Annotated in this window: 15 protein-coding genes; 1 reads left to right on the forward strand and 14 read right to left on the reverse strand. The window is 73.0% G+C overall.

Annotated elements, in window-relative coordinates:
* Nucleotides 1-9 precede the first annotated feature (9 nt).
* From FRZ03_RS38725 to FRZ03_RS00840, 8 genes are all read right to left on the reverse strand, one after another.
* On the reverse strand, nt 10-168 hold the full coding sequence (locus FRZ03_RS38725; protein WP_186785207.1) for a DUF6760 family protein: 159 nt from the start codon (nt 166-168) through the stop codon (nt 10-12).
* The gene (locus FRZ03_RS00810) at nt 165-662 is read right to left on the reverse strand and encodes a hypothetical protein (protein ID WP_146463046.1); all 498 of its coding nucleotides are present in this window, start codon (nt 660-662) and stop codon (nt 165-167) included. Before FRZ03_RS00810 ends, FRZ03_RS38725 begins: the two co-directional genes overlap by 4 nt.
* The gene (locus FRZ03_RS00815) at nt 659-1,099 is read right to left on the reverse strand and encodes a phage tail protein (protein WP_146463047.1); all 441 of its coding nucleotides are present in this window, start codon (nt 1,097-1,099) and stop codon (nt 659-661) included. Before FRZ03_RS00815 ends, FRZ03_RS00810 begins: the two co-directional genes overlap by 4 nt.
* Before the next feature lie 44 nt (nt 1,100-1,143).
* Nucleotides 1,144-2,700 carry a phage tail sheath family protein gene (locus FRZ03_RS00820; RefSeq protein WP_146463048.1) on the reverse strand — a complete coding sequence of 519 codons (1,557 nt, stop codon included), beginning with the start codon at nt 2,698-2,700 and terminating at the stop codon, nt 1,144-1,146.
* A 195-nt stretch (nt 2,701-2,895) separates the two neighbouring features.
* On the reverse strand, nt 2,896-4,962 hold the full coding sequence (locus FRZ03_RS00825; protein WP_146463049.1) for an ATP-binding protein: 2,067 nt from the start codon (nt 4,960-4,962) through the stop codon (nt 2,896-2,898).
* Nucleotides 4,962-5,666, reverse strand: a complete 705-nt coding sequence (locus FRZ03_RS00830; RefSeq protein WP_146463050.1) for a Pvc16 family protein — start codon at nt 5,664-5,666, stop codon at nt 4,962-4,964. The genes FRZ03_RS00825 and FRZ03_RS00830 overlap by 1 nt, the downstream gene beginning before the upstream one ends.
* Complete coding sequence (locus tag FRZ03_RS00835; RefSeq protein WP_261398448.1) at nt 5,663-7,852, reverse strand: TolB family protein; 2,190 nt, start codon at nt 7,850-7,852, stop codon at nt 5,663-5,665. Before FRZ03_RS00835 ends, FRZ03_RS00830 begins: the two co-directional genes overlap by 4 nt.
* 141 nt (nt 7,853-7,993) lie before the next feature.
* Nucleotides 7,994-8,665 carry a helix-turn-helix transcriptional regulator gene (locus FRZ03_RS00840; RefSeq protein ID WP_261398449.1) on the reverse strand — a complete coding sequence of 224 codons (672 nt, stop codon included), beginning with the start codon at nt 8,663-8,665 and terminating at the stop codon, nt 7,994-7,996.
* Between the two features lie 255 nt (nt 8,666-8,920).
* On the opposite strand from FRZ03_RS00840, the gene FRZ03_RS00845 reads away from it, so the two are divergent.
* Nucleotides 8,921-10,285: a COG1470 family protein gene (locus FRZ03_RS00845; protein WP_261398450.1), complete on the forward strand. Its 1,365-nt coding sequence runs from the start codon at nt 8,921-8,923 to the stop codon at nt 10,283-10,285.
* Between the two features lie 326 nt (nt 10,286-10,611).
* Here the strand turns inward: FRZ03_RS00845 and sbnA are convergent, their stop codons facing one another.
* The 6 genes from sbnA to FRZ03_RS00875 form a co-directional block, all read right to left on the reverse strand.
* Nucleotides 10,612-11,637 carry a 2,3-diaminopropionate biosynthesis protein SbnA gene (sbnA, locus tag FRZ03_RS00850; protein ID WP_146463052.1) on the reverse strand — a complete coding sequence of 342 codons (1,026 nt, stop codon included), beginning with the start codon at nt 11,635-11,637 and terminating at the stop codon, nt 10,612-10,614.
* A gap of 35 nt (nt 11,638-11,672) precedes the next feature.
* Nucleotides 11,673-12,743, reverse strand: coding sequence for a 2,3-diaminopropionate biosynthesis protein SbnB (sbnB, locus tag FRZ03_RS00855; protein WP_146463053.1), 1,071 nt, complete (start codon nt 12,741-12,743; stop codon nt 11,673-11,675).
* On the reverse strand, nt 12,740-13,744 hold the full coding sequence (locus FRZ03_RS00860) for a TauD/TfdA family dioxygenase (protein WP_146463054.1): 1,005 nt from the start codon (nt 13,742-13,744) through the stop codon (nt 12,740-12,742). Before FRZ03_RS00860 ends, sbnB begins: the two co-directional genes overlap by 4 nt.
* Before the next feature lie 42 nt (nt 13,745-13,786).
* Complete coding sequence (locus FRZ03_RS00865; RefSeq protein ID WP_146463055.1) at nt 13,787-17,032, reverse strand: non-ribosomal peptide synthetase; 3,246 nt, start codon at nt 17,030-17,032, stop codon at nt 13,787-13,789.
* A 13-nt stretch (nt 17,033-17,045) separates the two neighbouring features.
* Complete coding sequence (locus FRZ03_RS00870; RefSeq protein ID WP_146463056.1) at nt 17,046-19,640, reverse strand: Pls/PosA family non-ribosomal peptide synthetase; 2,595 nt, start codon at nt 19,638-19,640, stop codon at nt 17,046-17,048.
* 213 nt (nt 19,641-19,853) lie between these two features.
* Nucleotides 19,854-20,180: a hypothetical protein gene (locus FRZ03_RS00875; protein ID WP_146463057.1), complete on the reverse strand. Its 327-nt coding sequence runs from the start codon at nt 20,178-20,180 to the stop codon at nt 19,854-19,856.
* Nucleotides 20,181-20,215: the final 35 nt, after the last annotated feature.

The following is a 20,215-nucleotide window of genomic DNA, read 5'->3' on the forward strand; positions in this document are numbered from 1 at the left end:
CCCATGATCTCAACCACCCTCGTTCATGCGGGCGTTGATGCGAGCGATTTCGCCCACCCACTGCCGGCGCTCCGCGTGGGTGAGGTCGAGGATCTCCTCGCGCTGCCAGTGGAAGTGGTAGGCGACGTACGCGACTTCCTCCCGGAGCCGGGGAAGCGCGTACGTCACGATTCCCCCAGGCGCCCACCCGAGAGGTCCACCTCGAAGGCGCCCTCGCAGTGCGGGCAGGTCACCGCCGCGCGGGTGTGGCCCTCGCTGTTGACCCGGCGGTAGAAGTCCTGGAGGAAGGCGACATCGGTGGCGTACATCCGTTCCACGACGCCCGCGTGCACATCGGTGATGGTGCCGAGCCGGGTGATCACCTGGCTCAGCAGCACCACACTGAGGTACGCGGGGTTCTCCTTGACCCGCAGGTCGATCTGCGGGCGCAGCTCGTCGCGGGCCGTGGCCAGCCGCATCGAGCCGCTGCGGTGCAGCGTGCCCGCCTCGTCCACGTACCCGCGCGGCAGCTCGAACTCGAACTCGGTGCGCAGCCCGTTCTCGCGCGTGGCCGCGGGATGGGACGGTGGCGCCGGGGCCTGCGACTGCTCGGGGGCCGGGGCGGGCGCCGTCGCGTCGAGGATCTCCTCCAGGCTGCCCGCCGTCACCGTACGGCGCCTCATTCGACGACGATCTCCTCGAAGACGATGGTGACGGTCTCGGTGGCCGCCGCGGACTCACCCGCCTTGAGCGAGGGACCCTCCCACCGGGAGGCCCAGCCCTGCATCAGCTGGATGCGGCGGACCGTGTCGCCCTTGGAGTCCTTGATCTCGATGGTCAGGTTCTGCCGGGCGGTGTCCACGGCACCGTTGTTCAGGGTCTCCTTGATCCAGTTGGTGAACTCGCTGCTCTTGTCGAGCCCCCGGGTGATCGTGATCTCGCCCGCCTGCCGGGCACCCGGCTGCTTGCGGATGATCTGCTTGCCGTCCGAGGTGACCTGCCGTACCTCGACCACCTCTTCCTCGACGGTCAGGCCGCTGATCTCCTGGATGGACTCCACCATGTAGCCGCCGAGCTGCACGCCGAAGACATGGGTGGAAAGAGCATCGCCCTCTGCCATGACTGTTCGTCACCTTTCCTTGACCGACCCGCGGGTCACTGGTCTCACTCGTCGATGAGGCTGGTGCTGTCGGAGAACTGGGCCAGCCGGAAGACCACGAACTCGGCGGGCTTGACCGGTGCGACACCGATCTCGCAGACGACCCGGCCCTGGTCGATGGACTCCTGCGGGTTGTTGTCGCGGTCGCACTTGACGTAGAACGCCTCCTCGGCGGTACGCCCGAACAGCGCGCCCCGCCGCCATTCCTCGGTGAGGAACGCGGTGACATTGCGCCGGATGCTCGACCACAGCCGGTCGTCGTTCGGCTCGAAGACCACCCACTGCGTGCCCAACAGGATGGATTCTTCGAGGTAGTTGAAAAGCCGGCGCACGTTCAGGTAGCGCCAGGCCGGGTCGGAGGACAGGGTGCGGGCGCCCCAGATCCGGATGCCCCGGCCGGGGAAGGCCCGTACGCAGTTCACGCCGATCGGGTTCAGCAGGTCCTGCTCGCCCTTGCTGAGCCTGAGTTCGAGGTCCACCGCGCCGCGGATCACCTCGTTGGCGGGCGCCTTGTGCACCCCGCGCTCGGCGTCGCTGCGTGCCCACACACCCGCGACGTGACCGCTCGGCGGGACGGTGGTGTTGCGGCCGCTCGCCGGGTCGAAGACGCGCACCCAGGGGTAGTAGAGGGTGGCGTACCGGGAGTCGTAACCGGCCTCGTCGTTGCGCCAGGTGCGCACCTGCTGGGCGGTGAGGCCGGGCGGGGCGTCCAGCACGGCCACGCGGTCGCCCATCTGCTCGCAGTGCGAGATCACCGCGAGCTGCACGGTGCGCACGCCCTCGGCGTCGATGTCACCGCGCTGGTAGGCGCCCATCAGGTCCGGGACCGCGACCATGGTGATCTCGTCGATGGCCTCCAGACCGCCGAACCCGGTGCGCGCACCGGCGTCGCCGACGTACTCGGCGGGATCGAGCCGGGACACCTCGCCGGACTCGGGAGCCGCGGGCGCGGCCGGGGCGTCCGGCACGGCGACGGTCTGCGCGGCGGGGCGGGTCTGGGCGGCGTCGCGCTGCTCGGTGACCTCGATCAGCTTGGACGCCCGGACCTGGCCGACGACATAGCCCTTGACGTTCTTGCGGGTGGAGACGTCGTACGTCTCGGCCACCTGGTCGCCGCGGCGGACCAGCAGCCGGAAGCGGTCCTCGGGCGGGTTCTCGCCGTCCGGGTCGGCGACCTCCACCGAGACCCCGGTGACACCGGGCCGGGCCGTGACCAGGAAGCCGCCGAGCGCCACCGGCTCGGGCCCCTGGCTCTGCCGGGCCGCGCCGCCGACGGCCGGCGCGGAGGAGTCCCGGGCGGACCCGCCGATGCGCACCACATAGGCCGCGCCACCGCCGTTGGCGAAGTAGCCGTACACCGCGTGCGGCAGGTAGGCGCCCTCGGTGAAGCCGCCGAACAGCTGGTTGTACTGGTCCCAGTTGGTGACGAGGGTCGGCTCGTGGAAGGGTCCGGTCTGGGCGAAGCCGACGAACGCGGCGACGGCGGTGCCGACCCCCTCGATCGGTCGGGCACCGGACTGCACCTCCTCCACGTACACGCCCGGGGTGAGGTACGTCGGCATGCTCGCTCCTTCATGTCCCATCGGTGTCACCTGCGTCGACGTCGAGTCTCCGAGGCGGGTGCGGCACGGCGACAGGGGCGCACGGACCTCGGCGGGGGCAACCCGGCTGCCTTTCCGGGCGCCCGCGCCCGGCCCGGCCTTCCCTTTCGGGCAACAGGGACCACCGGGGGCGTCCGCCCCGGGACGGCGGCCGGTTCAGAGGTCCGCGAGCACGTCCCGCGTCCACCCCCCGAACTCGCTCTCCAGCACCAGCCGGCCCAGCTTGCGGTACTCCTGGGCCACCGCCGTCATCAACTGCCGCATGGCGAGCGGCTGTCCGGACTCCGCGGCGAGATACGCGGCGGTCACCGCGCACGCCCGGATGGAGCCGCCGGCCAGCTCGAAGCGGTCGGCGCAGAACCGGAGATCGAGGTCGGCGGCGCGCGGCAGGCGCCCGCCCAGACACCGTTCCCACAGGGCGAGCCGCTGGTCCGCGTCGGGCACCGGGAAGTCCGCGATCACATCGAGCCGCCGGGTGAACGCCTCGTCCAGATTGGCCCGCAGATTGGTGGTCAGCACGGCGATCCCGTCGAAGGACTCCATGCGCTGGAGCAGATACGCCGACTCGATGTTGGCGTGCCGGTCGTGCGCGTCCTTGACCTGCGAACGCTTGCCGAAGATCGCGTCGGCCTCGTCGAACAGCAGCACCGCGTTGACCGCGGACGCCTCGGTGAAGATCCGCTCCAGGTTCTTCTCGGTCTCCCCGACGTATTTGTCGACCACCGTGGACAGATCGACCACGTACAGGTCCATGCCGAGGTCGGCCGCGACCACCTCGGCGGACATGGTCTTGCCGGTGCCCGACTCGCCGGCGAACAGCGCGATCACGCCCCGCCCGCGACCGCCGCCCGGCCGCATCCCCCACTGCCCGAGCACCTGCTCGCGGTGGCGGGCGCGCACCGCCAGCTCCCGCAGCCGCCGGTGGGTCGGCGCGGGCAGCACCAGGTCGTCCCAGCCGACGGCCGGCTCCACCCGGCGGGCCAGCCGGGCGAGCCCCGCGCCGTTCTGCGCGCGCACGGCGGCCCGCAGATCGTCGGCGCGGACCGGGCGGCCCGCCAGCGCGGCCGTGCGCACCGCGCCGGCGGCGGCCCGGCGCAGCTGCCCGCCGTCCAGGCGGTGCGCGGCCACCGCCAGCGCGAGCTCCTGCGCCTCGGCCGGCGCGACGCCGTCGGCGCCGGCCTGTGCGAGGGCGTGCCGCCAGCGCGTGGTCCCGCGCGCGGGGGAGGGCGGGGCGACGGTGAGGACCACCGGGGTGTCGGCCGCCCAGGCCGGGTCCCAGCCGTCCGTGCCGTAGGTGAACAGCGGCAGGCCGCGCAGCGCGGCGCACACGTCCCCGAGGACGCCCGCGCGGCGGGCGGGCTCCGGGGGCAGGGCCTCCAGCGGGCCGAGGACGACGCCCGCGCCGGACAGCCGGGCCTCCAGCGCCGCCACCCGGGCGAGCGCGGGGACGTCGGCGGAGCGCCGGGCGAGCGCCGCCGCGTCCAGGACCAGCGGGCGCAGCCCGGCCGCGCGCAGGGCCGCCGCGGCGAGGCCGGGCGCGTCGCCGCCGCGCCCCAGCAGATGCACCAGGCCCGGCGCGGAGCGGACCGCCCGGGCCGCCCGGTCCACGTCGGCCGGTTCGGCGGTGGGATCGGCGGCGGCCTCGCCGAGCAGAGGGGCGAGGCGCGCGTCCGGCTCCGTGCCGCCCAGCAGCCGCGCGGTGACCCGGTCCGGGACCGTGAGCACCCGGGACAGCGGCGGCCGGTCCGGCTCGGCCACCTCCACCAGTCCGCCCGCGATCAGCGGCGCACCGGCACAGAGCCGGAAGCGGGCCGCGGACGCCGCGGGCAGCCCGCACAGCTCCAGGGCGAGCGCGACCGTCGGCCGGCGGCGCGTCAGATCGTCGTTGAGATAGCCGTACAGCCGCTCGAACCGGGGGTCGAGATCCGGCGCCAGGGCCACCAGCAGCAGATCGGTGTCCAGCGGCGTCAGCCCGAACCGCGCGGCCAGCACGCCCAGTCCGGACGCGGGCGGCAGGGGCGGCGGCTCCTGACCGGGCAGCCCGAGGCCGCCCTGCCCGGCGAGGATGCGCTCCACCGCCTCGGGGGTCAGGTACTGGCCGCGGTACGGGTCGCCGGGGTCCGGGTCGGCGGCGCGGCGCGCGGCCACCGCCTGCCGCACCCGCTCCTCGACCAGCCGCAGCCGCGCCCACAGGACGTCCACCTCGGTCTCGACGGCGTACATCAGGGCTGACGTCCTCCCCGCCTGCGCCGGGCCGGGACCGGGGGCCGCTCCCGCGGCCCGGCGAAGCCCTCCGGGCCGGGGTCGCCGACCTCCGTGTACCGCAGCCTGCGGCCCGGCGCCGGTTCCCCGCCGGGCACCGGCCCGGCGGTGCGTACCACCAGCCCCTCGGTCACCGGCGGTCCGGCCGGGCGTTCCACCCCGGCGAGCGGCGCCCGCACCCGTACCCCGAGCGATGCCTTCAGCTCGCCGCCGAGCGCCGACCACACGTCGGACGCGGACGGCGCGTCGAGCCCGGCCCCGGCGGTGTCCAGGGACACGGTCAGGCCGAGGTCCGCGAGCGACCCGGTGAGCAGCGGCGCGGGCAGCACGTCCGTGTGCACCAGGGTGCCCAGCACCTGGGACAGCAGCCGGTGTTCGTCCTGCGGGCGGCTCGCCCACGCCGTGACGAGGTACGTCAGCTCGAACCAGCGGGGCGGGGAGCGCCGCGCCACCACCTGGCCGTCGGCGTCGTGCACCTCCCCGGCGCCGCTGCCGCGCCGGGTGGGGTCCTCCTGGATGTGGTACAGGAAGACGCACACCGTCGGCGCGTTGCGGCGGGCCGCCCAGTCGCGGGTCGGCGCGTCGAAGACCACCTCGACCCCGGACGCCTCCAGCCCGGACCCGGCGAGCAGCGCGCGCAGCGCCTCGTCGACCTCGTGGATCACCGGCGGGTCACCTCGTCGGGCGGCTGCACACTGCCCGTCACCACCAGGAAGTGGTCCCTCTTCACCGGGGAGAATCCGGGACCGCTCGCGATGATGGTGCGCGTTCCTGTCTGGTCCTTGGCGAGGATCAGCAACTGGCCGATGAAGGTGCCGTCCGGCCCCGGCCTGGTCGGCGCGGCGGCGGCGGTGATCCCCGGCTTCCAGGTGAACCGCACCGGCACTCCCGGCGGGAAGTCCTTGCCGCGCACCGAGGTGACGAAGCCGGGCTTGCCGATCGGCGGCACGGCGATGATCCTCGGCTGGAGGATGCGCAAGGTCGTACTCGCCTTGTTGTCCCGGGGGTTCGCGTCCGTACCGGTGGTGGTGAGCACGCCGGTGGCCCGCCCGGTCAGCGCGTGGTCGGGGGCGAGCACCACCCGGACCACGGTGCTGTCGCCCGGCGTCAGGTCCGGCAGCGCGCACAGCCACGAGCGGTCGCAGCCCGGCGGCGGACCGCCGCCGGGAATTCCGGCCGGCAGCCCGATCCGCAGCCGGAGCCCGGTGGCCAGCGCGTTGCGGCCGTTGCGCACGGTGTACGTCACCACGACCCGGCCGCCGACATAGCCCGGGTCGGGCTGGGCGTCGCCCCCGGCCTGCTGTCCGTTCGGCGGGACGACCTGGTGCACGATCGCGCCCGTGCTCGCGTCGGCGATCAGGATGCGTCCGGGGCCGGACGCGTCGCCGACGCCGCCCGGCGAGGTCCGGGTGAAGGCGAGGTACTTGCCGTCGGGCGAGAACGTCGGATCGGTGTCCCAGTCGTTCGGTCCCCGATCGGCCAGCGGCATCGCCACCGCGTCGGTGCCGTCGGCGTCCGTCGTCCAGATCCGCTCGATCCGCCCCCGGCCGCCGTTCTCGAACCGGGTCACCACGATGCGCCGCCCGTCCGGCGTGTAGTTCTGCCGCTCGGTCCACGGGTCGTACCCGGCCGTCGGCTGGAACAACGGGTCCTTCGCCGGATCGTCGTTGGTGTCGGCCTTCGGGTCCTCCTGAAGCACCGGCACCCCGAGATCGCGGGGGTCGGAGCCGTCCATCCGTACGTCCTGCAGGGTCGCCACCCGCTGGTCGGGCGTGGCGTCCACGCCCTCCACGGCCGGCGCGGGCGCCGAGAGCCGCTCCACCACCGGGTAGCCGCCGTCCTGCGCGCCGACCCACGTCACCGACGAGACGTCGCGGTTCTCGCTGAGCACCAGGTCCGGGTCCGGGTGCTGGTCCGGGTTCGCCGGGGACCGCCACACATGGTTCCAGCCGCCCTCGCAGCTGCAGGTGTGGTCGACGCTGAGGAACAGCACGCCGTTCCCGTCGGGCATCCAGGCTGCCCCATGGGTCTGCCACTGTGCCGCCGTGCCCGCGAGCAGCGGCTGGTCCCCGTCCGGCCCGCCGAGCCGCCGCAGCCGGGGCCCGGTCCGGGAGTCGGCGGTGTACGTGTACGCCAGCAGGTCCCGGTGCGCCGCGTCCTTCACCGGGTTGAACACCGGCTCGGTCGCCTTGCCGCCGAGCGGTCCGGTGAGCGCGGTCGGGTAGCCGCCGGCCAGCGGGCGCGCGTAGATCTGCGGCCCGGCCGCCGTGTCCGGGTTCGCGCTGTAGGCCAGCCGCTGCCCGTCCGCCGACACGGTCGGGCTCTGCTCGTTGTACGGCGTGTCCGTCAGCCGGGTCAGCCCGCTGCCGTCGGTGTGCACCAGCCACAGGTCGCGCTGCTTCTTGCCGTCCGGGCCGCCCGGCTCCGCCGAGTCGAACACCACCGAACCGCCGTCCGGGGTCAGCCGCGGATGCGCCGCGTCCCGGCCGCTGGTCAGCTTGCGCACCGAACCGTCCGGGGCCCGCAGATAGATCTGCGGCCGCTTCTCGTCGCGGCGGCTCGCGAACACGACCGTGTCCCCGAGCGCCGTCGCCTGGACGTCGTAGTGGGCCGGGCCCGTGCCGAACAGCGGGTCGCTGGACTCGGTGCCGGTGACCCGGCCCAGGCTGCGATGGCCGGTGCCCGCGTACGTCACCCGGGCGGGGGCGGTCGGGGCGGCCGCCGGCGCGGCGGTCTGCGCGCCGCTCGGTCCCGAGGCCGCGGTCACCGCGAGCAGGGGGACCAGCAGCAGCAACGAGGCGCCGAATCTCCCCAGCCGGCGCTGCCCGCCGGGGCCAGCGGTGCCGTTCACGGTCCACCTCGCAGTCTCGGAACACAGGGGTGTGCCCGGTCACTGTGCGCCCCGGGCGCGCGCCGCGGCAGGGCGGCGGGGACCGACCTGGGGGAAGCCCGGCTTGCGCTTTCGGGCAGCGGTCGGGTGCCCGGGCGGTCCTCAGATCAGTCCGTTGCGCAGCGCGTAGCCGACCGCGTGGGCCCGGTTGCGCAACTGGAGCCGCGTGGTGACCTCGTGCAGCACGTTCTTGACGGTCCGTTCGGAGTACGAGGTCTTCGCCGCGATCTCCGCGGTGTCCAGCCCCTCCGCCACCAGACGCAGCATGTCCGCCTCGCGCGCGGTCAGCGTGGACAGGGACAGCCCGCGCGGATCGAGCGCCGACCGCTGGAGGCTGCCGACGTGGGTGAGCAGCTTGCCGAGCAGATCGCCGGGCAGCACCCCCTCGCCCTTGGCCAGGGCCAGCACCAGGTGCAGCAGCCGGTCCTGGTCGGCCTCGGCCCGCCGCAGCACCGCCCCGACCCCGCACTCGATCACCCTTTGCAGCGCCGCCGACTCGAACGTGCCCACCACCAGTCCGATACGGGTGCCCGTGTTGCGCTGTAACCGCTGCAGCAGGGCCGTCACCTCGTCGTCCACGCCGTCGACGACCACGAGCGAGATCTGCGCCTCGTCCGTGTCGCCGTCCGGGACAAGTTCCAGTTCGGGCCGCTGGCGCAGCTGTTGGACGATTCCGATCTGCAGGACCAGGTCTTGGGCGTAGACGGCGACGGTCACCCGGTCCGGGCGGCCGACGGAGGCGGGGACGGTCCCCCCGGGCATCTGGACGATCATGAGCGGTTCTTCTTTCGCAAGGCCGGACATGGCGGCGTTCCGAAATTCAGGACGCGACCCGGGCGACGGCGGTGGCGCCCAGGAGTGGTGGGTTCGAGCACACGTCGACTGTCGGCCGGAGCACAAGGCGGCGCCCCGCGATCAGCCTCCGTGCCGTGGATCGGAGACGACCTTGGCCGCCGCGGGCACGTCGACTGCCCGGATGTTGCCCCCGCATCTCTCGTGGTACGCCGGGAGCGGTCCTACCGTCGTGGCGTGACGCCTTCTGCAGCCTCTTCCGGTCCCGGCGCCCCCGGCCTCGACATCCCCGCCGTGACGGTGGCCCCGGGCGGCACCGCCGCCACCAGCCTGACCGTCCGCAACGACAGCGACATCGTCGAGGCGTACACCCTGGAGGTCGTGGGCGACTGCGCGCCCTGGGCCGTCGTGGAACCCGAGCGCGTCTCGCTCTACCCCGGCACCTCCGAGACGGTGACGATCCGGCTGGCCCCGCCGCGCTCCTGGGAGGTGCGCGCGGGCGACGTTCCGCTGGGCGTACGGGTGTTGCCGGCCGAGCACCCCGAGTCGGTCACCGTGCCCGAGACCACGGTGCACGTCGAGGAGTTCCACGAGCTGCGGACCGAGATCCTCCCGCGGCGCCGGCGCGGCTGGCTGCGCGGCCGCTACCGGGTGGCGGTGCGCAACGAGGGCAACACCGCGACGCAGGTCGCCTTCCGGCCCGAACAGGCCGGTGAGGAACTGCGGTTCGGGTTCACGCCGGGCACCCTCGACCTGGCGCCGGGGGAGTCGGCGGAGACCCGGCTGCGGGTGCGCATCGGCAAGCCGGTGTGGTTCGGCAAGCCCGCCGTCTGGCCGTTCACCGTGCACCCCACCGACCGCGCGGCCGAGGAGGGGGCGGAGGCGGGCACCCCGGCGGGGGCGCTCGTACGGCCGCCGCTGGAGGCCGAGTTCGTCCAGATCCCGATCTTCCCGAAGTGGCTGCTGGCGCTGCTCGCGGCGCTGCTCGCGCTGCTGCTGGCGTGGTTCGCGCTGGTCCGGCCGGCGGTGCGCAGCGCGGCCCGGCAGGCCGCCGACGAGGTGGTCCAGCCCCGGCCGACACCGGGCGGCAAGAACGGACAGTCGCCCGGCACGGGCGGCGACAGCGGCACGGGCAAGGAACAGGGCGGCACCGGACCCGGCGTGCCCACGGGCGGCCCCGGCGGTACCGGCCCCGGCGGCACCGGTCCCGGTGGCACCGGTCCCGGCACCTCGGCGGGCGGTGGCGGGCAGAGCTCGACCACCATCGACGTGCAGACGTCCGGCGGGCAGACCAAGACCGGCAGTTACACGGTGCCGGTGGGCAGGACGTTCCGGGTCACGGACATCGTGGTCGCCAACTTCCAGGGCGACGAGGGGGTCATGACCATCACCTTCGGCGACCGGAAGATCACCACGATCGCGCTGGAGACCTTCCGCAACCAGGACTACCACTGGGTCACCCCCATCGAGATCCCCGCGAACGCCACCGTCACCGCGAACGTCACCTGCGCGAAGCCGGGCACTCCCGCCACGGGACAGCAGGCACGGCAGTGCCATGAGGTCCTGAATGTGAGCGGCGTGCTCGCCGGCAACGCGCGATGAGATGGCTTTTCTGAAAATAGTTCGCCTGGTGTGGCCTGTGAGGGAAGGGGAGACTTTCACTCCGTCCGAAAACCGATTCCACGGTGGGGTGCGCGGACGGTGTGCAGTTCAGCGCGGAGCACCTGGGAATGCACGGCCTCCTGTCGGCGGTCTGCGGGCCGCCGGTGGATGAGGGCCGGGGCGGAATGGCCTGTTCCGCCCCGGTGGTACGGGGCCCCGGTGCACAAGCGGGCGCATGGGGAAACGCGCGCCCCCCTCAGCGCCGTGAAGGGCGCCTTCCGGGCAACGGCCCCGGACAGGCGCCCTTCCACGGGCGGAGCGCACCGCTACGGTCTGCGCCTGCGCTCCGATGTCCGGCTCGCGGGTTCGACCTCCTCCGTCACGGGCCCCAGCCCCTCGTCCTCCAGGACGTGATCGCCGTACAGGTCCTGGAGCCAGTTGGTCTGGTAGACGGTGTCGAGGTAGCGCTCGCCCAGATCCGGTGCGATGGCCACCGCGGTGAGGTCTTCGGCGTCATGCCGGGCCAGCCAGTCCGTGGCCCCGCTGACCACCGTGCCGGTGGAGCCGCCGAACAGGAACCCGCGCCGCGCCATGCGATGGCACATGCGGATGGTGTCCGCCTCCTCCACCCGGATCACCTCGTCCACGAAGGACTCGTCCAGCAGCGGCGGGCGCATGCTCATGCCCAGGCCGGGGATCATCCGGCGGCCCGGTTCGCCGCCGAACGCCACCGAGCCCACGCTGTCCACGGCGACGATCCGCACCGGCCGGTGCCACTGGCGGAACCAGCGCGCACAGCCCATCAGGGTGCCGGTGGTGCCGGCCCCGACGAACAGCACGTCGAGGCCAGGGAACTGGTCGGCGATCTCCGGGGCCGTGGTGCGGTAGTGGGCCCGCCAGTTTCCCGCGTTGGTGTACTGGCTGAGCCACAGGTACCGGTCGTCGGAGGCGCACAGCTGGCGGACGTACTCGATGCGCGTCCCGAGGAAGCCGCCGTTGGAGTCCTGGTCGGCGATCACGTGTACCTCGCTGCCGAGCGCCTCCATCAGGAGTCTGGTCGACAGGTTGCAACGGGAGTCCGTCACGCACAGGAACTGGTAGCCCTTGCTGGCGGCGATCATGCTGAGCGCCACGCCGAGGTTCCCGGAGGAGGACTCGACGAGGATGGACTCCGGCGTCAGGAGTCCGTCCCGCTCGGCGCTCTCCACCATCTCGTTCGCGGCCTTCAGCTTGATGGACCCGGCGAAGTTGAAGCCCTCGCACTTCAGATGGAGGGGTCGTCCGCAGATCGACTCCAGGTCGACGAAGAGCTGGCCCTCGTTGAAGGCATAGGGAGCGGTAATGACAGGCACGGCGGACCTCCTGGTGCCGGGCCGAGGCCGGGGCCTCAGCCGTACCGGCGCAGGTCGTGGAAGAAGTCGTCGATGAGGCGGAGACTGCCCGCCCGGGATACTTCGTCGTAGACGTACTTGCCGACGGCGAGATCGAGGACACCGAGTCCGAAGGGCGAGAAGATCACCGGCCGGTCGGTCGGCGGCGCGGCCCGGCCCAGCAGCACGTCGTAGAGCGTGCCGTTGAGGAAGCCGCGGTCGCCGGTGAGCTGTTCGACCAGGTGCGGTGAGGTGTCCGCCTTCAGACAGTGGTCGACGTCGTCCACGTAGTTGGCGGCGTCGAGCAGCACTTCGGGTGCCAGGTCCCGCAAGGACACGTGCAGGACCAGTGGGTTGTGGCCGAACCACGCGGGATCGGTGACGTGGGGCGTGCCGGCGACGGTGGCGAAGACCACGAGGTCGCTGGCCCGGATCAGGTCCTCGGCGCTGTCGTGCACGGTGACCTGCCCGGCGGCGCCGGACTGGCGGAGATAGCCCCGGAACCCCTCGGCGCTGTCGGCGGACAGGTCGTGCACGCCGATCGCGTCGAACTCCCAGCCGGTGCCGGCCAGGAAGGTGTGGATGTACCGGGCGATCAGCCCGGTGCCGAAGAACCCGACCCGGGTGGGGCGGGTCCGGCCGCGGCTGAGCCGGTCGGCGGCGAGCGCCGCGGACGCCGCGGTCCGGGTGGCGCTGATGATCGAGCTCTCCAGGCAGGCGAACGGGTAGCCGGTCCGCGGGTCGTTGAGGATCAGCACCGCGGAGGCCCGCGGCAGCCCGGAGCGCACGTTGTCCGGGAAACTGGAGATCCACTTCAGGCCGTCCACGGCGACCGAGCCGCCGACGGAGGCCGGCAGCGCGATGATCCGCGAGGACGGGCGGTCCGGGAAGCGCAGGAAGTACGACGGGGGGTTCACCGACTCCCCGGCGCCGTGCAGCCGGTAGGTGGCCTCCACCAGCGCCACCAGTTCGCTCTCCCGGCCCTTCAGCGCCTGCTGCACCTGCTGCCCGGAGATCACGGAGAACGTCGGCACCGCGGGCCGGCCGTCGTCGGCCCGCTCGGCGGGTGTCGTCAGCAGATCGGTCATCGCGCGCTCGCCTCCGGGGTGGGGCGGCCGTCGGCGAGCCGCAGCGGCTCGGCCATGCCCACCAGCACCTGCCGCTCGCCGGTGAACGGCTCCCGGCTGTGCGCGGTGCCGATGTTGTCCACGAGCAGCAGGTCCCCGGACTGCCAGGGCTCGCGCCGGGTGTGCGCCTCATAGGTCGAGTTGAGCAGTTCGACCACCTCCTCGCCGATCGGACTTCCGTCGCCGTGACGGGTGTTGAACGGCAGCCCGTCCTCGCCGTACACGTCCACCAGGTACTCGCGCACCTCGGGGGCCAGCGTCCACTCGTTGAGGAACGCGATCTGGTTGAACCAGCAGCGCCGGCCCGTGACCGGGTGCCGTACGACCGCGCTGCGGCGCTGCACGGTGTGCAGCGAGCCGTCCGCCCGCCAGGTGAACTCGATGGCGTGCTCCCGGCAGTAGCGCTCGATCTCGGCCCGGTCCTCGGTGCCGAACGACTCGGCCAGGGACGCCCCGATCTCGTCGTTGTAACTGCGGGTCAGCAGCCAGCCCTCGCGCTCGAACCGCTCGGTGAGCGAGGCGGGCAGCGCCTCCAGCACCTGCGCGGCGTCGGCCACCGCCGTCGCCCCGCCCTCCTCGGGCGCGGTCGGGCAGGCGAACATCATCAGGCCCGGCACGTCCAGGGTGTAGCTCAGCTCGTGGTGCATGCACATCGGCTGGTTGGCCGGCCAGGGGGTGGATGAGTACAGGCCACCGCCGAAGTCCTCGCGGGGCGCGAACGCCTCGCGCTCCGCCATGAGTTCACCGGCGAGCCGCCGGAAGACGGCCCCGGTGAGGTCCGCGTCGCGCAGTCCGAGACCGCGGACGAGCAGCGCCCCGTGCTCGGTGACCACGGCGCGCAGCGCCTCCCGGTGCTCGGCCGCCCAGCCCGGGGCGTCCGGCGGGGAGTCGACGCGCAGCAGCGCGGGTCTGTCCGGGCGCAGCTCCACGTCGAGCGGCGCTGCCAGGGATGAGAACGGCATCTCGGTTTCCTTTCCGTTGCCCGTAGGGAGGTTCCGGCCGGCTCAGGACGTGGCCAGGGGCACGGCGGCCCGCAGCACGGCCCGCGCCGCCTCGGCCGGCCGGGTGCGCGGGAAGTAGTGGCCCCCGTCGGCGAGTTCGTGCAGCTCCACCTGTTCGGCCAGGCGCAGCCAGTCCTGGTGGTCCCCGGCGGATCCGGCGGTGTGCGGGTCGTCGGCCGCGACGACCACCGTGACCGGCGCGGCCAGCCTGGGCGGCGCCGGGGTGCCCAGGGCCGCGCGGAAGTAGCGGTGCGCGGCCACGCAGTCGTGCCGGTAGGCGGCGCCGATGTGCTCGGCGTGCGCCTCGGTCAGCTCGGCGAGTTCGGTGTAACCGCCGTCCGCGGTGAGCCGGGCGGCGATCTCGGCGTCGCCGAGGCCGCCGAGTTCCGCGACGGCCGCCTCCCGCTGCTCGGCGGTGCCGAGGAGCTGGGCGCCGACGAAGACCCGGCTGACCCGCACGCCCCGGTCCGCGAGGCGCCGGGCGGTCTCGATCGCGGGCGCGGCGCCCGAGGAGTGGCCCCACAGCATCACCCGGGTCAGTCCGCGCGCGACGATCTCCGCGGTGACCTGCTCGGCGACCTGGGCGATCGAGGCGAACGGCTCCTGGTGCGCGGCCAGGTCGTGGCCCGGCAGGTCCACCGCGAGGACGGTGATCCCGCTCTTGGCGAGCGCGCTCGCCATCGGCTGGAAGTTGACCGCGTTGCCGCCCGCGTAGGGGAAGCACACCAGTGTGTCCTCACCGCCGTCCCCCTCGGCGAGCGGGTGCAGCAGCTCCCCGTGCTCGCGGACCGTGCCGTCCAGCAGGGCGGCCAGATCGCCGAGGACCGGGTTGCGGGTGATGTCCTTGAGGGACACCGCCCGGTCCAGCGCGATGCTGAGCTTGACCGCGGTCAGCGAGGTGCCGCCGGAGTCGAAGAAGTGGTCGGTGCGGCCGACCTGTCCGGCGGGCACCCCCAGCACCTGCGCCCAGGCCGCCGCGAGCCGCCGCTCGGCCGCGCCGAGCGGACCGTCCGCGGCCTTTGCCACGGCGGGGGCGGCCTGCTGGGCCAGGGCGGTCAGCGCCTTGCGGTCGATCTTGCCGTTGGCGGTCAGCGGCAGGGCGTCCTGCCAGTGGTAGCCCGAGGGGACCATATAGGCGGGGAGCACCGCGCCGAGCGCCTCGCGCAGCTCCTCGGGCGGCCGGGGCGCGCCCGCGCAGAAGGCGATCAGATGCCTGCTCCCGCCGGCCCGCTCGGCGACCACCACCGCCGCGTCCCGCACCCCGGCCACCCGCAGCAGCGCGTTCTCGATCTCGCCGATCTCGATGCGGAAGCCGCGGATCTTCACCTGGTTGTCCCGGCGGCCCAGGAACTCCAGCTTGCCGTCCGGGTGCCAGCGCCCCCAGTCACCGCCCAGGTAGAGCCGTTCACCGGGCCGGTACGGGTCCGTGCGGTACGCCTCCCGGGTCCGCTCGGGGTCGTTGACGTACCCGCGGCCCACACAGACACCGGAGAACGCGATCAGACCCGGCGCGCCCAGCGGCACCAGCCGCAGCCGCTCGTCCACCACGAGGACGCGTACGTTGTTCACCGCGCGCCCCAGCAGAACCCGCTCCGGCACCCGGTCCAGGACCTCGTGGTTGGTGTCGTCCGACGTCTCGGTCAGGCCGTAGGCGTTGAGCAGCCGGATGCCGGGCCGGATCGCGAACCAGCGCTGCACCAGCTCCCGTTTGAGCGCCTCGCCGGTCACCGACACACAGCGCAGATCCGGCAGTTCGCGCGGACGCCGCTCCAGGTACGAGACCACGACCTCCAGATAGGAGGGCACGAGCTGGGCCACCGCGACCCGCCCGTCGGCCAGCGTGTCCACGAAGCGCTCCACGTCCGTGATCACGTCCTGCGGGACCAGCAGGGTCCGCCCGCCGACCAGCAGCGCGGACACCAGCTGCCACAGGGAGATGTCGAAGCACTGGGGCGCGGTCTGCGCCACCACCGAGCCCTCGCCGATCCCCAGGTCGTCGATCTTGGCGAAGAGATGGTTGAGCAGGCCCGCGTGCTCGCACATCGCGCCCTTCGGCTCGCCGGTGGAGCCGGAGGTGAAGTAGATGTACGCCAACTGCCCGGCGTCCACCGGCACCCGCGGGTCGTCCTCGGCGTGCGGCTCCGCGTACGCCTCCGTCACCAGCAGCCGCCGCGCGCCCGGGACCGCGGCCAGCGCCTCGTCCAGGGTGCCGGTGCTGCCGGACTCGGTGAGCACCAGCCGGCAGCCGGCGCGCGACAGCGTCGCCGCGATCCGGCCCGCCGGGAAGTGCGGCTCGACCGGCAGGTAGACGCCGCCCGCCTTGAACACCGCGAGCGTCGCCGCCAGCCAGTCGAGATCGCGTTCCATGACGACGGCGACCACGTCCTCGCGGCCCAGTCCCCGCTCCAGCAGCGCCCGCGCCAGCCGGTTGGCGCGCCGGTTCAGCTCGTCGTACGTCCACTCCCGCTCGCCCTGCACGGCCGCCACGGCCTGCGGGTGCGCCCGGACCCGCTGCTCGAACAGCTCGTGCGCCCGGGCGTCGGGCAGCGGCCGGTACGGTCCGGCCAGCCCCTCCAGCTGCTCGCGCACCTCGTCGGCCGACAGCAGGCTGCCCGCGTCGTGGTCGGCGTCCGGATCGGTGGCCAGCAGGCCGAGCGCGGTCAGGTGGTAGCCGCCGATGCGGGCGGCGGCCGCCGCGTCCAGGACGTCGGTGCGGTGCGCCAGGCGCAGCGCCAGCCGCCCGTCCCGGTCGGACCAGCGCACCTGCAGCACACCGTCGTCGGCGTGGTTCCGGGCGGCGCCGGCCGGCCCGAACACCACCTCGTACGGCGGTTCGGCGAGCCCGAGTTCCCGGCGCAGCTTCTCCACCGGGAACTCCCGGTGCGCGAGCACCTCCGCCTCGGCCTGCCCGGCCGCCGCCGCCAGCTCCCGCCAGGGGCCGGGGCGGACGGCCAGCCGGCAGGGCAGCGGCTCGCCCGGCGCCCCGGTGACGAGGCCGGTCACCACCTCCGGCTCGCCGGACAGCACGGCCAGCACCTTGGCGTGCGCGGCCAGCAGCAGCGCGCTGACCGGCACCCCCTGGCGGCGCGCCAGCCCGCGCACCGCCGTCGCCACCTCGTCCGGCACCGGCACCTCGTGCTCGGCCGTCCCGGGGGCCGGGCTCGCCGCCCAGCGCGGCACCGTGGTGGCGCCGCCGGCGGTCAGGACCCGTCGCCAGAACTCCCGGTCCGCTTCCACACGCGTTCCCATCGAATGGCCTTCCTCAACTCACGGTCGCCGCAGGGGCGTTCTCGTCGGACATGGCGGGGACGGGGGCGGCGGGCGGGCCGTCGGCCACCGGCATCTCCACCGCCGGATTGCCGCCCCACCGCGCGTGCGCGGGGACCTCCTCGCCCTTCATGAGGAAGGAGTCGGCGGCCAGCACCGCTCCCTCGCCCATCGTCACGCCGTAGTGGACATGGGCGGAGACGCCTAGCGTGCAGCCCGCACCGAGCCTGATGAAGTCGGACTTGAAGGTGCCGTCCTCCTGCGAGTGGCACTGGACCTTGCTGCCCGCGTTGAGGGTGCAGTGGTCGCCGATGACCGCGAGGGTCCGGTCGGTCACGTAGCAGCCGTCGTCGAACACCATGCGGCCCACGCGCACGCCCATCAGCCGCCACACCAGGCTCTTGAAGGGGGTGCCGTTGAAGATGTTCAGCCACTGCGAGGGAACCTTCCACAGCCGCTCGATCTGCCAGAAGGTCCGGTCGTAGATGGAGCACAACTCGGGCCGCAGGCCCCGGAACTTCGTCAGGCAGCGCTCCAGCACGATGTAGTACACGGTGGAGAAGGTGAGCGTGAGCGCCAGGTATCCCGCTATCACCACGTTCCCGACCGTGCCGTACAGATCCACCGAGGCGAGCGCGAGCAGGGTGAGCCCGAAGACGTGCAGCCAGCGCGCGAACAGCATCCAGGCCATGGAGCGCAGGTTGTAGCGGTTCTTCGCGCCGAGCCGGCGGCGCAGTTCGTCACCCTCGCGCAGATGGTCGAAGCGGGCGTCGCGGTCGACGGAGCGCGGGATCTCGAAGCACGGCGAACCGAGCAGCCCCACGCCCTGCCGGACCTCGCCGTCCAGCGGGATCATCACCTTGGTCGCCAGCAGGCAGTTCTCGCCGATCCTGGCGCCGGGCGGATAGGCGATGTTGTTGCCCAGGAAGCTGCGCGCGCCGATCGACACCCGCGACACCTTGAACGACGTGGCGGAGTACTCCGCGCTCATGATCGACAGCCCGTCGGCCACCATGGTGCCGCTGCCGACCGAGACGTGCAGCGGGGTCTCGTGCTGCACCTCGGTCCCGAAGTTCGAGCCGGTCTGCTCCACGTGCGACAGGTCGTATCCGAGGCCGCGCAGATAGTGCACGATGAACGAGCTGTCACCGAACAGCCAGGCGAAGAACTTGATGTTCGTCAGATGGACCGTCACCCGGTGCAGCGCGTAGTGGAAGCCGTAGAGCGGATAGACCCGGTCGGGCTTGACGAACAGCCCCAGCAGCCGCGGCACGGTGTACAGGACGGCCAGCCCCAGCACCAGGAAACCGGTGAACATGACGAGGGAGACCACCGCCGCGTCCGACAGCAGGTCCAGCGGCGTCAGCGAGTCCGTGTCCGGGTCGATCCGCTTGTCGAAGAGCGGCACCTCGATGCACAGCATGTAGATACCGCCGACGGCCAACGGCACGTAGAGGAAAAGGAGTTGGAGCAGCGTGCCGCAGCCGAACCAGACCCGCCGCAAGGTGCCGCACGGGGCGGGAGTGACCCGCACGTAGTCGGTCCGGGCCGGCTCGGCGGGGGAGCCGTGCCAGCGCTCGCCGGCCGGCACCGACTGGCCCCGGTGCAGCGCCGAGGCGTGCCCGAGCTGCGCCCCGTCGCCGATCGAGGTGTCGATGTCCAGGGTGGTCTTCTCCCCGACGAACACGTCCCGGCCGATGGTGACCGGGCCGGTCTGGATGCGTCCGGCATGGGCCCGGTAGGCGAGCAGGAAGCAGTCCTTGCGGATCACCGTCCCCGCGCCGATCGTCACCAGGTCGGTGCAGACCGGGAGGGTGTGGGAGAGGATCGTGACCCCCTTGCCGATCCGCGCGCCCAGGGCCCGCAGGTACAGCACGTACAGGGGGGTGCCCGCGAGGAAGACCATCGGGTTCGCGTGCAGGAGTACCTTGACCAGCCAGAAGCGCATGTACGCGAGGCCCCAGACGGGGAACTCGCCCGCCTTCCAGCGGCCGACCAGCACCCACTTCGCGAGGACGGGGAACGCGCACAGGGCGAGGAACCCGGCGCCGCCGAACAGCAGCGACCGCAGATAGGTGTCGACGATCCCCGAACCGTCGGAGACCCACTCGTACCCGGTGGCGGTGGCGAGGCCCGAGACGAGGGAGTAGCCGAGGAAGGCCAGCAACTGGAAGGTCCCGCAGAGGAAATGGGTCAGCCGGCCGGCGCGGGTGACCGGCTCGGGCGGTACGACGGGTGCCGCCGGTGCCGGCCGGGACGCGGCCGTCGGTGCGGCCGGTGCGGGAGCGGGCGGGGCCAGGGCCTCGGCCAGGCTGCGGATGGTCGGGTACCGGTAGATGTCCCGCATGGACGGGGACGGCAGATCCGGCCGCTTGCGCAGCCGCGCGCAGAACTGGGCCATGACCAGGGAGTTGGCTCCCAGATCGGTGAAGAAGTGACTGTCCAGTGGGACGTGTTCGGCGTCGACGACCTCGGCCAGCGCATCCGCGAGTCTGCTCTCGGTCTCTGTTCTGTCCGGGCCGGCGCCGCTCACGGTGAGGGCAGGTGCGTCCGGCCCGCTTATATCGATCTCGGAGGACTGCTCCACCATTCGATCTCCTGGAGAACGTTGTGGATCGCTGATGCACATACCTGATCAACAACCGCCAATTCAGTGTGGACAGGGCACCGTAAGCCTGTCATTTCGAACCAATCGACCGACTCGCCGGAAATGTCCGACGGAACCGTTTTCCTTGGCTGTTCGGGGCCTGGTGGGCCCGCGGATCACCCGAATGGGGGTTCACTCGTGCGGCAGGGGGATGTGTCAGGACGGCGGGGTCGCACCGACGGTCGCCCGTGCCCCACCGTGCGGCCCGGCCAACACCACGACCACGTCCGGCAGATTGCCGGCGCGGTCGGTGAAGTCGGCCAGGATCGCGAAGGACTTGGCGAGGCCCGCGGGGTCCCGGGCGGTGCCCCGGTTCGCGGCCCGGCCGTCACCGCCGAGGGTGCCGACTCCGGGGCGCGCGTCCTGGCGGCGTCCACCCCGTCCTCGGCCGTCGATGCCGCGCCCGGCCTCCGCCGACGCCGAGGAGGTCGCGTCGGTTCCCCGACCGGCGCGTACGCCTGTGAACAGGGGCTCCGCCCACAACGGGTGTCGTCGCCGGGCGGGCCGGGGCGGTCTGT

Origin of the sequence: Streptomyces misionensis (assembly GCF_007896895.1) — a bacterium.
Taxonomy (GTDB): domain Bacteria; phylum Actinomycetota; class Actinomycetes; order Streptomycetales; family Streptomycetaceae; genus Streptomyces; species Streptomyces misionensis_A.